Origin of the sequence: Clostridium sp. CM028, assembly GCF_030585565.1 — a bacterium.
Lineage (GTDB): Bacteria > Bacillota > Clostridia > Clostridiales > Clostridiaceae > Clostridium_AD > Clostridium_AD estertheticum_B.
On record NZ_CP077766.1, the window covers coordinates 3177067 to 3193500 of the forward strand.

At 30.1% G+C, this 16434-nt stretch carries 14 protein-coding genes, 1 pseudogene and 1 riboswitch; of the genes and pseudogenes, 14 read left to right on the top strand and 1 reads right to left on the bottom strand.

Annotation, left to right across the window (positions count from 1 at the left end; translation table 11 throughout):
* The first annotated feature begins 158 nt into the window (after nt 1-158).
* The 8 genes and pseudogenes from KTC94_RS14995 to KTC94_RS15035 all read left to right on the top strand — a co-directional run bounded on the left by KTC94_RS14995 (nt 159) and on the right by KTC94_RS15035 (nt 5726).
* The gene (locus tag KTC94_RS14995; protein ID WP_220319599.1) at nt 159-566 is read left to right on the top strand and encodes a hypothetical protein; all 408 of its coding nucleotides are present in this window, start codon (nt 159-161) and stop codon (nt 564-566) included.
* Nucleotides 567-826: 260 nt separating this feature from the next.
* Entirely contained in the window at nt 827-1726 is a 900-nt protein-coding gene (locus tag KTC94_RS15000; protein WP_220319600.1) for a M23 family metallopeptidase, read from the top strand.
* A 486-nt stretch (nt 1727-2212) separates the two neighbouring features.
* Entirely contained in the window at nt 2213-2557 is a 345-nt protein-coding gene (locus tag KTC94_RS15005) for a hypothetical protein (RefSeq protein ID WP_220319601.1), read from the top strand.
* 41 nt (nt 2558-2598) lie between these two features.
* Nucleotides 2599-2709 (top strand): annotated as a pseudogene (locus tag KTC94_RS15010) (TfoX/Sxy family DNA transformation protein); the annotation flags it as partial.
* 212 nt (nt 2710-2921) lie between these two features.
* A complete protein-coding gene (locus KTC94_RS15015; protein WP_258876388.1) occupies nt 2922-3128 on the top strand; it encodes a hypothetical protein in 207 nt (68 codons plus the stop codon).
* A 683-nt stretch (nt 3129-3811) separates the two neighbouring features.
* Nucleotides 3812-3946, top strand: a complete 135-nt coding sequence (locus KTC94_RS15025; protein ID WP_258876389.1) for a hypothetical protein — start codon at nt 3812-3814, stop codon at nt 3944-3946.
* A gap of 187 nt (nt 3947-4133) precedes the next feature.
* Nucleotides 4134-4571: an HTH domain-containing protein gene (locus KTC94_RS15030; protein WP_220319603.1), complete on the top strand. Its 438-nt coding sequence runs from the start codon at nt 4134-4136 to the stop codon at nt 4569-4571.
* A gap of 531 nt (nt 4572-5102) precedes the next feature.
* Nucleotides 5103-5726, top strand: coding sequence for an HAD family hydrolase (locus KTC94_RS15035; protein WP_220319604.1), 624 nt, complete (start codon nt 5103-5105; stop codon nt 5724-5726).
* A gap of 408 nt (nt 5727-6134) precedes the next feature.
* Here the strand turns inward: KTC94_RS15035 and asd are convergent, their stop codons facing one another.
* On the bottom strand, nt 6135-7220 hold the full coding sequence (gene asd, locus KTC94_RS15040) for an aspartate-semialdehyde dehydrogenase (protein ID WP_220319605.1): 1086 nt from the start codon (nt 7218-7220) through the stop codon (nt 6135-6137).
* A 286-nt stretch (nt 7221-7506) separates the two neighbouring features.
* Here asd and speD point away from each other — a divergent pair, with 286 nt between their 5' ends.
* From speD to KTC94_RS15070, 6 genes are all read left to right on the top strand, one after another.
* Nucleotides 7507-8325: an adenosylmethionine decarboxylase gene (speD, locus tag KTC94_RS15045; RefSeq protein ID WP_216301946.1), complete on the top strand. Its 819-nt coding sequence runs from the start codon at nt 7507-7509 to the stop codon at nt 8323-8325.
* Nucleotides 8326-9180: 855 nt separating this feature from the next.
* Nucleotides 9181-10335, top strand: a complete 1155-nt coding sequence (locus KTC94_RS15050; RefSeq protein ID WP_165411643.1) for a glucose-1-phosphate adenylyltransferase — start codon at nt 9181-9183, stop codon at nt 10333-10335.
* An 18-nt stretch (nt 10336-10353) separates the two neighbouring features.
* Nucleotides 10354-11463 carry a glucose-1-phosphate adenylyltransferase subunit GlgD gene (gene glgD, locus KTC94_RS15055; protein WP_216301948.1) on the top strand — a complete coding sequence of 370 codons (1110 nt, stop codon included), beginning with the start codon at nt 10354-10356 and terminating at the stop codon, nt 11461-11463.
* 123 nt (nt 11464-11586) lie between these two features.
* Complete coding sequence (gene glgA / locus KTC94_RS15060; protein WP_220286065.1) at nt 11587-13026, top strand: glycogen synthase GlgA; 1440 nt, start codon at nt 11587-11589, stop codon at nt 13024-13026.
* 21 nt (nt 13027-13047) lie between these two features.
* On the top strand, nt 13048-15480 hold the full coding sequence (locus KTC94_RS15065; protein ID WP_216302037.1) for a glycogen/starch/alpha-glucan phosphorylase: 2433 nt from the start codon (nt 13048-13050) through the stop codon (nt 15478-15480).
* A gap of 124 nt (nt 15481-15604) precedes the next feature.
* A riboswitch (purine riboswitch) is annotated at nt 15605-15706 on the top strand.
* A gap of 128 nt (nt 15707-15834) precedes the next feature.
* Nucleotides 15835-16407 (top strand): xanthine phosphoribosyltransferase, encoded by a 573-nt coding sequence (locus KTC94_RS15070; protein WP_220319606.1) that lies wholly within the window; start codon nt 15835-15837, stop codon nt 16405-16407.
* The last annotated feature ends 27 nt before the right edge of the window (nt 16408-16434 follow it).

The following is a 16434-nucleotide window of genomic DNA, read 5'->3' on the forward strand; positions in this document are numbered from 1 at the left end:
ACTTTTTTTTGCGCATAAATCGGTAGGATTTCTAAATGAAATTTCAATTGTTTCTGCTCCTCTTATTTGAAGTCGCTTCCGGAGAAAATCATACTATTATGCAGGTAGCCTAGTATAAATCTTAATAATTCCCACTAAAAAGTCTTTTAGCCTGTAGGATGAAGCGATTAGGAGTAACAAGTTTTGAACTTTCATATATGCTTGCTGAAAAATTATGTCAAACTGGTAAGGCTTTTATTGTTGAAGGTAATTTTGAAGATAAATTCGCAACAAAAATTTTCTCTGACTTAAAAACAAAATATAACTACAAAATATTACAATTATATTGTCATGCACCAGAAGAAATATTATATAAAAGATATATTGAACGTGATAATTCAGGGAAAAGACATCCAGGGCATATTATTCAGATAAGTGGACTTGATGAATTTAAGAAAAGAGTTACAAATAAGAACTTTAAGTTAAAAATAGATAATTGTATAAATATAGATGTAGATACAACAAAATTTGAAGATATTAGATTACAAAATATTTATGATGAAATAATAGAAAATATTAACTTATAAATAATGTTACAACCTTGTTAAATTTCACGTCACAAACAATAAAAGGTTGTGGCGTTTTTACTTGTGACGACTTATTTATTAATGATACATGTATCATTGTAATTTACTGCGAAGCAAATATTAGTTGAAGTATTATGATTTTTAAGATCGTTATATAATATATAGGGTTGTTTCATTTTGTCTTTGTTGGAGTATATCAATCTCAATTCAATTTGTGATTTATTGTTGCATTATTAATATTATATATTGGGGGCGTTAAATTGGAAACTGGAAAATCTAATAGAATACTGAATTATATAATGGCTAGTGTTTTATTTGTTTTATGGGGGAGTATCTTTCTTATTCATGGAATAGCAGGTGCTGTGGCATGGCCACTATCAATGTTATTTTTTGCACCAATTGGTGTTATATTGGTATTTATTAATATGATACTGCTCATTATCTGCTTAGTAAGAAAGAAAAATATTATTCAGAAAGTAATTGCATTGCTATTATCTATTTTTCTTGCATTTCCTATTCTTATGTTATTCGATGTTTTACAGCTTAAATATCCTGCGAACATTGATAAAGTAAAGCCTTCAATTACAGTAAGATGGCCATTAAAGGAGAGGACAATTGTTGGATGGGGTGGAGATACCATAGAAACTAATTCGCCACATGTTAGATGGTCAGCTGAAAGGTGGGCATATGATTTGGTTATGGAACCAGAAAATATAGGTAGTAAAAATCTTAGGGACTATGGAATTTACGATAAAGAGGTTGTTGCACCAATTTCAGGAACAATTATTGCCGCTTATGATAAGGAAAATGATATACTACCCAATACAGAGAAATTTTTATCTATGGAAGGTAATCATGTTTACATAAAGATAGATAAAACGGGGACATTTTTACTGCTGAATCACTTGAAAAAAGGTAGCGTCCTTGTGAAAGCTGGAGAACATGTAAGTGATGGAGATATCATTGGAAGTGTTGGAAACTCAGGTTCCACATCTGAACCTCATTTGCATATTCATCATCAACGGCAAGATCCAACAAAAACTATTTATTCAATCTTTGCAGAAGGTTTGCCACTTTATTTTAAAACTATCGATGGCAAACCTATGCCGGAGAAGGGTTCAATTATAACACCTAAGAAATTCGCTTCGGAATGTTCATAAATGGTACATCAATCATGATTCTATGATATATGGAGAATTGTAAAATATTGTGAACCTTAATCTTTCATTAGTTTCAATTACTATATCTTTAAATTGAAGAAATGGCACCTGCTCATTTGCTTCTTTATTAAAAGTTCTTAAAATAGTTTTAAATCCTAAATCTATATAAAATTTCATGGTTTTTTGTAAATTAATAGTTGAAATTTTTATATGTTTAATTTCTGTAGAAAGGGAAATTCAAAATTTGGAGATTCTTTTAAAGGTTGTAAAATATAAAAGATAATAAAAAATAACATGCTAATTAATTTTATAATTAGCATGTTATTTTTATTGACAATGCTTTTTATTAAATAATTCTTTCAATATAATATTAAAAATATGTTATGATTATATTATAGGTTATATATATCATAAAAGAATTATATATACATCATTGTAAAAAGAATGAAAAGTAAGGATTAGCTATATAATGGGAGGTGACACCAATTGAATCCAGCACTTTGGATTTGCATATTTATGCCGATAGTTACATGGTATATTATAAGCTTAAGAAACAAAAATGAATGGCAAAAACATATAATTAAAAAAATAAAGAATAAGAAAGAAGGAGGAATAGAAATGAATGAGATAATTAAGAATTTTATTGGGAAAGAGTGTTTGATTTATACGTTTCAAACACAAATTGTAGGAGTAATTGAATCGTTTGAGAATAACTGGATTTCCGTGAGAACAGGAAATTCTTCTGAAATGGTAAACATTGACTATATAAGTCGTATTCGTGAACATCCTAAGAATAGAAAAGGAAAGAGAAAGTCATTTGTACTTGATTAAATTAAAGAAAAAAATATTGTTATGGGCATTTAATGCATAATTATAGATTGTTAGCACTGGAAGGTGCAATTCATGGTGTTAAGAAAACAGCGTTGCCACAGGAACGTAAAGCAGAACTAAAAAACTTTTATAATTGGCATAAAGATAAATAGTAAATTTGTATAAAGAGGAGTATAAGTATGTACATGAGAAAATGGATAAAAATGGTGAATTATGATTGAAACAAAGAAGAGAAAAAATAAAAAGATTCCAAATTAAGTTTAAATGAAATAGTGGATATAATAAGCAAAAGGTACAAAGCTTCATTAGTAAAAAGAGTGAATATAATACAATTACGTAGTGGAAGCTGATATAAGGATTTTTTTTGAATATAGATCACCAGTGGATAATGAAAATGCTGGGGTTAAGAATAAAAGATAAGCCATTTTTAAGTCTTATAATGAAATGGCTCAAAGCAGGTATATTAGATATTGATGGTAAGGTAATAGATCCACTAAATGGTTGTCCACGGGGTTCAATTGTAAGTACAATACTTGTGAATATTTATTTACACTATGCGTTAGATTTATGATTTGAGAAAATTGTGAAGCCGGCATGCAATGGAGAAGCATATTTATGTCGCCTAGCAGACGACTTTATATGTGCATTTAATAAGAATAAAGATGCTGAGAGGTTTTACAAAGTACTAGGAAAAAGGCTTGGTAAATTCAAGTTAGAACTAGCTGAGGAGAAAACAAACAGTCTTCCTTTCTCACGCTTCAGGAAATATGAGGGGAAAAGCTTAGAATTTCTCGGATTTGAATTTCGATGGGGAGTTTCTCTTAAAGGAAAAGATACAATAAAAAGAAGAACTAGTAGGAGAAAACTAAACGCTGGGATCTGTGGGGTGTGTACTGGGTGACAAGTACGTCTACCGTGACATTCTACAATATATGAATAATTGTAAAATAAAACGGATAAGGAGAATAAGAGATGCTTGATAAAATTAGGGAAATAAATATAAAAAAAGCAGGAGTATGTTCTGCTACTATAGGGGTAATAAATATTATCGTTCATATTTTGATTATTACACAAATAATGCCATATACATGAGTTAATGGAGGCAGGTCAGTATCATTTGAATTAGCAAGACAAACATCGTTATCAAGCATCTATATGACTATTTTAAATATTATTATTGCACTTATTGCCAGCAAAATAATTCCTTTGAAAATGAATAAATTTTGGTCGAAATTTTTAATGGTGTTTTTAGTGGTGACATTACCTTTAGGATTAATGGGTATTGTTCAACAATTTTTAGGTACAATGTTTGAAAAATATTGTATGAGTATAGTGGCAATAATAGGCTTCTTGTCAGATACTCGTATTGCAGTTGAAAAACGTTGGTGATATGTAAACCATGAGCTAGACTCTAAATGTTAATTGTTTTGCTAATAACGATTCATATAGTATGTAGGGATAGTACTAGATATGCTATATCCAGTGGGTTAAGCGGACATAGGTATAGATTCACTATAGTCGGTTATGCTTATATGCTGTTGTGAAACTGTATAAAAATACGAATTAAATTTAAGAGGTGATAATAATCGAAAATGAAATTCAGATAATTACAGACATAGATAAAGAGATAGGAGCAATATTAGATACATTGACGATGGATTATGGAATGAGCACAGAATGTCTATCACATTTGTTGGGCGTAAAAAGTGATGGACACAAGGTTGAAGTACCGACAGGGTTTGCAGAGCGTTCTTCCTTTGGTAATTTAATAGCAATGTTAGACATTATTCCAAAGGAGGAACCAGATTTTAAGTTTAAAGCATTTTTAGGAGTTCTAATTGAAGTACATAAGATTAGTGCTGATACTATTGCCAAATTTGCAAAAATTCCAACACAGTATGTTTTAGATTTCATGATTGAGAGTAGCACAGTGCCAATTGAGATAAAATATAAGCTTGCATCAGTAATAATGACATTAGGACTTATATTTAAAACTGTTGAGCCTAAAATATAATATATGTTATATTAAGCGATTTCGGACATAATGAATATTATTCTTATATTGTTAACTAACTAGTGTAAAAAACACTCTAGTTTTATTTTATTTGAGAGTTTTAATATAACCTTTATGATATTTATTTTAGATATTATTTGATTAACGTAGGCAATTGATTTTAATGTTGTTTCTATATAAAAGAATTGATGGGATATTAAGAAAATAACTCTTTGGCTAAAAATAAATTGTGCTAAATAGCATATATTAAGAAAAGTTACTCTAAGCCTGAGGCTTTTCCAATACTAATTGTTATGTCCCCCCAGAGAACTGCCCAGAGGCAGGGTCTTAAATTAAAGAAAAAACAAAAATACTATTATGGGTATTTAATACATAAGCATTCATAAAGTTCTTGGATATCCAGAAGTTTGTTATTATTCTATTTGTTATGGGGATAAAGTGGGTATGTGATATGGGATTCATTAGGCAAAAACAATCATTATAGGTATGTAAACTATGTAAAATTACTTAATTTTAACAATGGAGGTTACAATGTATAATTATGTTATATTTGATATTGATGGTACGATTTTAGATACCGAATTTGCAGTTCTTTCATCACTCCAAAAATTAATGTTTGAAGAACTTAATAAAAATTTTAGCTTTGAAGAATTAAGATTCGCTTTAGGTATTCCAGGAGAGGTAACATTAAATAAACTTGGAATAACTAATCTTCCCGAGTCTAATGAGAAATGGAATAGATATTTAGAAGAATATCTTTCTCATGTGAAAGTTTTCGATGATATTAAGGATACATTAGTTAAATTAAATGAAATGGGAATTTCAGTAGGTATAGTTACTTCAAAGACTAAAAAAGAGTACATAAATGACTTTGTACCTTTTGGGTTAACCAATTACTTTAAATTTGTAGTTTGCGCAGATGATACAGAAAAACATAAGCCTAATCCAGAACCTATTTTAAAATTTATTGAATTATCAGGAGCAGATAAATCAAAGACAATTTACATTGGTGACACTAAATATGATATGGACTGTGCATTCAGTGCTGGTATAGGTTTTGCATTAGCGTTATGGGGTGCTAAATCGTCAATTGGGATTAATGCAAATTATATTTTTCAAAACCCTAAACAAATATTGGAACTTATAGAGGGTTAATCCGAATTAAGGGAAATTCAAAATTTGGGGATTCTCTTAAAGGTTGTAAAATATAAAAGATAAGCAGAAGGATGTGCTAGCGACCCTGAGGCAGGATGTCGAGTGTGGTCACATAATAATTAATAATTGTTATGTACCTAAGAGAACTACCCAGAGGCAGAGAATTTTATATTCGCAAAACAATAATTTTTAGGCGCAAAAAAAAGTATATATTACGTATAATGCATTGAAGCAAGCTTTAGAACTTCTTATTTTATTTTTAATTAAGATGCGTTTCGAAAAACATATGTTTGAGCGACAGCGAGTTTATGTTTTCTAGCAGATTAATTAAAAATAAAATTAGTAGTTCTTAGTCAAGTGAATGCATTAATAGTATTGCAATACGCGTAATATATACTTTTTTTCTCTTTATTTTGAAGTTAAATAACCTTCTTTCATTAAAAGTTCAGCAGAAAGCACTGCGCCACCGGCTGCACCACGTAGAGTGTTATGAGATAGGCAAACAAATTTATAGTCAAACAATTTATCGTCCCTAAGTCTTCCAAGTGATATGCCCATTCCTTTTTCAATATCTCTATCTAGTCTAGCTTGAGGTCTATCATTTTCCTCAAAATAAGTTAGGAATTGCTCTGGGGCATTTGGTAGTTGTAAAAGTTGTGGTTTGCCTTCGTAACTTGCCCAATGCTTTAAGATAGTTTCTTTTGATGGTTTATTTTCAAAAGAAACAAAAACTGCAGCTAAGTGACCATCTGCCACAGGAACACGAATGCATTGAGTTGAAATTATAGGTTCCGCAGCATTAACTATCTTATTATTCTCCATATGACCCCAAATTTTTAGGGGTTCCTGCTCGCTCTTTTCTTCTTCTCCACCTATATAGGGTATAACGTTGTCAATGATTTCCGGCCAGTCTGAAAATATTTTTCCAGAACCTGATATAGCCTGATAGGTGCAAACTAATATTTTTGTGGGTTTATATTCCATAAGGGCGCTTATAGCAGGAACATAACTTTGAATTGAGCAGTTGGGTTTCGCAACGATAAAGCCTCTTTTAGTGCCTAAACGCTTACGTTGAGCGTTAATTAATTCAAAATGGTCAGCATTTATTTCTGGAATAACCATCGGAACATCAGGTGTACCTCGGTGTGCAGAGTTATTTGAAACTACAGGAGTCTCAGCTTTTGCATATTTCTCTTCAATTTCTCTTATTTCATTAGCTTTCATATTAACAGCACAGAAGACAAAATCTACCTCGCTGCTTATTACATCTACTTCATTTATATTTTTAATTACAATATTTTTAACGCTTTCAGGCATAGGTACGTCTAGTTTCCATCTATTATTTACTGCGTCATAATAAGTTTTACCCACAGAGTTCTCACTAGCAGCAATAACAGCTATTTCAAAATAAGGGTGATTTTCAAGTAGTGTAACAAGACGTTGACCAACAAATCCAGTTCCACCTAATAATCCAACTTTTAATTTTTTATACATTGTTTAATACCTCCGATTCTAATGATATACATTTGTAGAAAAATATAAATATTACACTTAAATATATTAATATCCATGTTATACAGGGAATAGTATGATAAACATAAAAACATATATACTACTATTATATATATTGCTATTATAAATAATTATAATGTTAAAAAGTATATACTTCAAGCAATTTATTATATAGAATGGAAAGAAACGATAAATTTATATCTTGACAATGAAGTCATAAGTTATATAATTTTCTTTAGAAGAAGTCTAATAGAAATGGGGAATAAAGTTGGCTAAAAATGAAAAAAATAAAATAAAGCTCTATGGGTTTAACAACTTAACAAAATCATTAAGTTTTAACATTTATGATATTTGCTATACAAAAACAGAAGAGGATCGCAAAAGATATATAGAGTATATTGATGAACAATACAACGCTGAGAGGTTAACAAAAATTCTTACCGACGTTACTGAGACGATAGGCGCAAGTGTGCTAAATATTGCAAAGCAGAACTATGATCCCCAAGGAGCAAGCGTAACATTACTTATTTCAGAGGAAGAAATTCCATTATATGTGGTGGATCCTACCTGTAATAGAGGAATTTTAACTCCGATTCGTGAGAATATCGTGGGACATTTAGATAAAAGTCATGTAACAGTACATACTTATCCTGAAAGCCATCCTCAAAATGATATAAGCACTTTTAGAGTAGATATAGATGTAGCCACTTGTGGTACTATTTCGCCATTAAAAGCTCTAAATTACTTAATAGATAGTTTTGATTCGGATATTATTACTATTGATTATAGAGTTCGCGGCTTCACTAGAGATATGGATGGTCAAAAACATTTTATAGATCATGAAATTAATTCTATACAAGATTATATTTCAAAAGAAACTATAAATAAATACAACTTAATTGATATGAATATATATCAATCTAATATATTTCATACTAAAATGATATTAAACGATTTTGAGCTTGATAATTATTTATTTGAGATTAAACAAGAAGATTTAAATGAAGATGAAAAATGTGATATTATACAAAAATTAAAAAAGGAAATGGGCGAAATATTTTATGGTATGGATATTTCTAATGAGTAAATTTCTATGAAATTTTATCTAAGGCACATTAAAATGAATAATTATTCATTTTAATGTGCCTTAATAATTATGAGCTTTATCATAAAGCATGATTATAGAGTTATAGATTTTTAGCTATCTGTAATAAAAACTGATACAGAAAATAATTGTAAATATTTAACAGAATATTGGCGGGTAATATAGTTATAAATGTAACACTTATTCCCAAAAAAATTTTATTGATATAAAAAAAATGTAATTATCTTTAAATATTTATATATTTTTATTATGAAACTTAAAACAGTGTAATAATATTCTAATCCTAAAAGAAACTTTAGTAAACTTGTAGATAAATAATTATTATAAGGAGCAAAATCCACCAATATTTTCCCTATTATTATGATACAATTATAAAAACATTATAAAAATATTATTATAAATATTCAAATAAATGCAGTTAAATAAGGCTTTGCTTTCGTTTTAATAAATTTTAGAATTCAAAATTTATTATATACAATTACTAAATTATAATTTTTATATGTTTAAAGTGGAGGGTATATTCCTAATTTTTAAAGCGAAATTGTGGATGAGCCTCTTGGGGATGGCAAGCCATCAAATATTTTTCTTTGATTAGTTGTTTTGAAAATCCCTAAAGATTCTATGTACCTTGTAGATAAATTTTATGAAACGTATTTGTTCTCATTAATGTATGCATTTTCTAAAGATTTTTTTTTGTGTTTTTACATGATGAGGTAATTAGGTGTAAAAATGTGTAAAAATCTTTATTAAGTAAGATGTTAGCTTTAGTAAAAGTTAGTATTGTAGCTCCGCAGGAGATGATTTAATTAGTAAAGGTTTAGAAAGGAGAGAACTAGCATGATAAAAAAAGAAATGATAGCTATGATATTGGCAGGAGGCCAAGGGTCAAGACTAAAACAATTAACTAAAATCACAGCAAAGCCTGCGGTTCCATTTGGAGGAAAGTATAGAATTATAGATTTTTCTTTAAGTAATTGTTCTAATTCGGATATAGACACTGTAGGAGTTCTTACTCAATACCAACCTTTGGCTTTAAACTCTCATATAGGTATAGGCGCACCTTGGGATTTAGATAGGAAAAACGGAGGGGTGAGTCTACTTCCACCTTACCAAAGTCAAGATGGTGGAAATTGGTATAACGGCACAGCAGATGCTATATATCAAAACACAAATTACATCGATAGCTTCGAACCAGAGTATGTTCTTATTTTATCAGGAGACCATATTTATAAAATGGATTATTCCAAAATGTTAGATTATCACAAAGAAAAAGGCGCAGATGTTACCATTGCAGTATTAGAAGTAACGAAGGCCGAGGCAAGTAGATTTGGAATAATGAACACACGAGAGGATCACAGCATCTTTGAATTTGATGAAAAACCAGAAGAGCCTAAAAGCAATTTAGCATCTATGGGAGTTTATATTTTTAAATGGTCTGTTCTTAAACAGCTTTTAAAAGATGATAACCTTGATAAAAATTCCAGTAACGATTTTGGTAAGAATATAATACCAAAAATGTTGATAAATAATCAAAAATTATATGCATATCCATTCAAAGGGTATTGGAGAGATGTTGGTACTATTGAAAGTTTATGGGAAGCTAATATGGATTTGCTATCTGACGATAACGAACTCGATATACATGATAATCAATGGAAAATATATACAGTGAACCCTATGATGCCACCACAATATATCGGACCTAGCGCAAGCATTGACAATGCAATGCTCAATGAGGGATGTACTGTTTTTGGAGAAATAAGCAATTGTGTGCTTTTTCATGGAGTACATGTAGGAAAAAACACTAAAATAACTAATTCCGTAATTCTACCTAATACTAAAATAGGCAATAATGTGGTAATAGATAAAGCTATTATAGGAAGTAATGTTACCGTAAGACGTAATGTGCATATTGGCAATGGAGAAGACATTATTGTTATAGAACAAGGAAGAGAAATTAAGGTTGATTCAAAGAAAATAACTAAATTATAAAACTTGCGAGGTGAGAGCATGCTTAAAAATTATATAGGAATATTAATGTTAAATGAGCAAGAAGATAATATTAAAAGTCTTACAAAATCGAGACCTATAGCGTCGATTCCTATAGGTGGGAGATATAGAATTATTGATTTTGTGCTTTCGAATATGATTAATTCGGGTATTCATAATATAGGTATGTTTACTAACACAAAATCGAGGTCCTTAGTGGATCATTTAGGTTCAGGGAAACCATGGGATTTAGATAGAAAAATAAATGGACTATTTTTGTTTAATCTTACCTCAGAAACATCACAATTAAAAGATATAGATGCAATAAGTGAAAACATGGAATATATTTATAGAACTAAGCAAGAGTATGTAATAATATCTTCTTCTTATATGTTATGTAACATGGATTACAATGAGGCTGCTAAGTATCACGAAGAATCCGGTAGCGATATAACGGTAGTATACAAAAAAACAAATAATGGGAAGACGCATTATGTAAGTTGTAGCACTTTATATATTGATGAAGAAAATAAAGTTTTGAACATTGGAAAAAACATAGGAGCAGAGGACGAACTAAATATATCAATGGAAATGTATATAATGAAAAAAAGCACTCTTATAGCTATTGTAAACAAGTGCATTCAGACTGGATATCATAATTCGATGAAAGAAGTTATTTGTAGTGAAATTACTGAACTTAATGTAAATGCATATGAGTTTAAAGGATACCTCCAATGTGTAAATTCTGTAAAAAATTATTATAAAACTAGTATGGATATGCTAAATGGTAAAGTAACCAAGGAATTATTCTTTAACAAAGGGTTAATCTATACAAAGAGTAAAGATGAAGCTCCTACTAAATACTTTAATGGATCAAAGGTTAGTAATGCTTTGATTTCCAATGGATGTATTTTAAAAGGAAGTATAGAGAAAAGTATAATTTCAAGAAGGGTGACGGTACACGAAGGGGCAGAAATCAAAAATTGTATAATATTTCAGAATTGCGAAATTAAAAAAGGTTGTAAACTGACTAATGTTATAATTGATAAAAATACAATTATAAGTGAAAATACAGTACTAAATGGGGATGAAGATTTTCCGGTGGTTATTGAAAAAAAATTTCGGCCATAACAATTTTAAAAAATAAGGTATATGAAAATAAATAACAAGTATACTTACTTGTTCAGCTTGTTTACAAAATAACAAGTATACTTACTTGTTATTTATTTTCATATATTTAATGGGGGGTTTAGTATGAAAGTATTATTTGTGGCTTCTGAAGCATATCCTTTTATAAAAACTGGAGGCCTTGGGGATGTTGCATATGCACTGCCTAAAGCTTTAAGAAAGCTCGGCATTGACGCAAGAGTAATTATACCTAAATATAGTAAAATTCCTTTGTCATTTAAAAATTGCATGGAAACTATAGCTAGTTTTAAGGTTAAAGTTGGTTGGAGAGATAAGTATTGTGGACTACAACATTTGACTTATGATGAGGTGCCTTATTATTTTGTAGATAATGAAGATTATTTTAAAAGGCCTGAGATATATGGATATTATGATGATGGAGAGAGATTCTCTTACTTTTCAAAAGCAATCTTAGAATCTATAAAATACATGGGGGATTTCGTGCCAGATATAATTCATTGTAATGATTGGCACTCTGGAATAGTACCAGCTTTACTTAAAGAAAATTATAGTGAAGACGAGCGATATAATGAAATAAAAAGTGTATTCACTATACACAATTTGAAATATCAAGGGGTATTCAACAAAGAGATACTAGGTGATTTAATAGATTTAGATTGGAAATATTTTAATGATGAAGCATTAAAATTTTATGACAATGTATCATTTATGAAGGGCGGGATTGTTTTCTCAGATGCAGTAACTACTGTAAGCAACACTTATGCAAGAGAAATACAAACTCCTTTTTATGGGGAATCGCTAGATGGATTATTAGCCTCAAAGGCTGAAAATATATATGGCATAGTAAATGGTATAGATTATGATCTCTATGATCCTAGGGTGGATAAAAAAATATTTTGCAATTATGATGAAAAAAGTATAAAACAGAAAGTGAAAAACAAATTAAAGCTACAAGAAAAACTAGGTTTTACCGTAGATGAAGAAATGCCAATGATAGGAATTACCACTAGACTAGTGAAACAAAAAGGCTTGGATTTAATTGTGGATAAACTCCAGGAATTACTTATTCTTCCAATACAAATAGTACTGCTTGGTAATGGTGAAGGATATTATGAAGATATATTTCAATACTTTGCGTCTATTTACCCAAGTAGGATATCGACAAATATTATTTTCGATGAGGAGCTAGCACAGCAAATATACGCTGCTTCAGATATGTTTTTGATGCCATCTTTATTTGAACCTTGTGGCATAGGCCAGCTTATAGCCTTGAAATATGGAAGTATTCCAATTGTCAGGGAAACTGGAGGGCTCAAAGACACCGTTATCCCTTATAATAAATATACTAGTATTGGTAATGGTTTTTCTTTTGAAAATTATAGTAGTCAAGAATTGTTAGATGCTATAAAGAGGGCTCTGGATTTATACAAAGACAAAGAGTCTTGGAATAAATTAGTTCAAAATGCCATGATTTCAAACAATAGTTGGGAAAATTCGGCTGAAAACTATATGGAATTATATACTAATCTGAAAAGTAAATTTTAAAATTGCTAGGTGGTGAATATTATAGTAATAGATAAAGAAATATTTAAATTGGACTATGTAGAGAAACTACAAACAATGTTTGCAGAAGATGAAATTGATGCATCGCCTCTGCATCAATATTATGCTTTAGGTGCACTAGTAAAAGACTATTGCTCTAAACCATGGATAGAAAGTAATAAAGCGTATGGAAAAAATAGAGGAAAACAAGTGTATTATTTTTCTATGGAATTTTTAATTGGTAGATTACTAGATAGTAATCTAGTTAATCTAGGTATAAAGGATATTTGTGAGGATGCTCTTAATGATTTAGGAATTAGTTTAAAAAAGATAGAGGATATAGAATCGGATGCGGGGCTCGGTAATGGTGGGCTTGGAAGATTGGCAGCATGTTTCTTAGATTCTATGGCATCTACGCAGATACCGGGTCATGGTTGCGGCATAAGGTATAAATATGGATTATTCAAACAGAAAATAGAAAATGGTTATCAAGTAGAAGTTCCTGATAATTGGTTAAGAAATGGTAATTCGTGGGAAATAAGAAAAGAAAGCAAGTCTGTAGAAGTAAGATTTGGTGGAGATGTACATTTAAATAAAGAGAATGGATTAACAAGAGTTAGCCATGAAAATTATGAGTGTGTAAGGGCGGTACCATACGACACTCCAATAAAAGGATATGAGAATAATACTGTAAATACATTAAGGCTTTGGAGCGCAGAAACTATGGAGGAAGATTTTGATTTTTCATCCTTTAGTCAAGGAAATTATGCAAAAGCTGGTGAAAACAAATATTCAGCGGAGGCTATTTCACAAATTTTATATCCAGATGATAGCTATGAAAAGGGTAAATTACTAAGGCTTAAGCAAGAGTATTTTTTTGTGAGTGCTGGATTACAAAGTATTTTAAGAAATTATAAAAAGAAGAAACTTTCATTTAGTGAGTTTCATAAACACGTGGCGGTGCAGATAAATGATACCCATCCGGCTGTAGCTGTGGCTGAACTAATGAGGCTATTAATTGATGAGGAGGGTTTATCTTGGGACGCTGCAATGGATATTACAACGCGAACTATGGCATATACTAACCATACAATTATGGCAGAGGCACTAGAAAAATGGCCTGTAGATATGTTTAAAAAATTACTTCCACGTATTTATATGATTGTAGAAGAAATAAACAGGCGTTTTTGTAATGAAGTGTATCATAGGTACAATGGAGATTGGAATAAAGTCAATAAAATGTCTATTATTTATGATGGATATATAAGGATGGCGTATCTCGCTATTGTAGGAAGCCATTCTGTTAATGGAGTTGCAAAATTGCATACAGAATTATTAAAGCATCAAGAATTGGCTGATTTTTATGAGTTCTTCCCAGAAAAATTTAACAACCAAACTAATGGCATAACTCATAGAAGATGGCTATTAAATTCTAATCAAAAGCTCGCAGAACTTATAACGGAAACTATAGGTTATGGGTGGGTAAAGTCTCCAAATGAGCTCCATAAATTAATGGATTATTCAAAGGATACCGCTTTTCAAGAAAAAACACATAGCATAAAAACGAATAATAAAATAAAATTTTCAAACTATATATTAACCAACTATGGAACTGAAATTGATCCGAATTCCATATTTGACGTTCAGGTAAAAAGACTGCATTCCTATAAAAGACAAACTTTAAATGTATTCCATATAATGCATTTATATAACCAGCTTCTTGAAAACCCTAATTTAGATATGGTTCCAAGAACTTTTATATTTGGTGCGAAAGCTTCTCCAAGTTATTATATAGCAAAACAAACTATTAAACTTATTAATACAATAGCCTCTAAGATAAATAATGATCCTATAGCGCGCGGTAAAATAAAGATAGTATTCCTTGAAAATTATGGTGTGTCATTAGCTGAGAAAATTATTCCTTGTGCTGATGTTAGTGAACAGATTTCTACTGCATCTAAGGAGGCTTCTGGAACTGGTAACATGAAATTTATGATGAATGGGGCTATAACACTAGCAACCTTAGACGGGGCAAACGTAGAAATATTTGAAGCAGTCGGAAAAGAAAATATTATATTATTTGGACTAACATCAGAAGAAGTAATAGAATATTACAAGAATAAAAGTTATAACTCTTATGATATATATAATAGCGATCAAAGAGTAAATACTATAGTGAATCAATTGGTAAATGGATTTTTAGAAACTCCTAAAATGGAATTTATGAGCATATATGATAGTTTACTATTACACAATGATGAGTATTTTGTGCTTAAAGATTTTGATGCTTATGTAAAGGCACATAGAGAAATTGACAGGTTATATAGACAAAAGTCCATTTGGCAACAAATGGCCATTACAAATATTGCTAAGTCGGGTATCTTTTCAAGTGATAACACTGTAGAGAAATATGCAAAAGAAATTTGGGGAATTCCTGCGGTTAATATTAAATTATAATTGTATAAAAATGCTGTACTAGATTATTATCTAGTACAGCATTTTTTTAAATACATATTGATTTAACGAAAAAAATGTTGTAGTATTGATATACAACTATAAATACGAACAATTAATAAAAAACAAAACTTAATATTCGCAAACTCATATAAGCTTAGAAATATGGACTAAGCGTTTCTACCAAGTAGCCGTAAAATACTTGACTATGGGTGTTTTAATAAAAATAGTTAAATTATTCTAAAATGAATTTTTTTATTATAAACTCCCTAGCTAACGCGTTAAGCCGTTAATAGAGGAGTTTTTTGTTTTGCAATGAATCGTATGTCGAAAATATAGTTAATAAAGGAGAAGATTATGGAAATATTAAAGGCTAAAATATTAACGCAAGGGTCAGTAATAGGTAGTGGAATTTTAAAGGTTGATAGTTTTTTGAATCATCAAATTGATATAGTGCTATTAAATGAAATTGGAAAAGAATTTAAAAAAAGGTTTGCACAACATGAAATCACAAAAATATTAACAGTTGAAGCATCAGGTATAGGAATAGCATGTATTGTGGCACAATACTTTGGTAACATTCCTGTAGTTTTTGCAAAAAAACATGAAGCCACTAATTTGGATAGCAATACATATGAAGCTGATGTGTTTTCTTTTACAAAAAATAAGAATTATAAAATTAGAACTAGTAAAAAATATATAAAAAAAGAAGATAAGATTTTAATAATTGATGACTTTTTAGCTAATGGGAATGCTGCATTAGGACTTATAAAAATTGTACGTCAGGCTGAAGCCGAAGTGGTTGGAGTGGGAATTGTAATCGAAAAAGCATTTCAAAATGGAAGAATATGCATAGAAAAGGAGGGTGTTAAAGTAGAATCATTAGCCATAATAAAATCTTTACAAGATAACAAGATAGTTTTTAGCTAAGACTTATTATTTATTATAGGGGAGGAA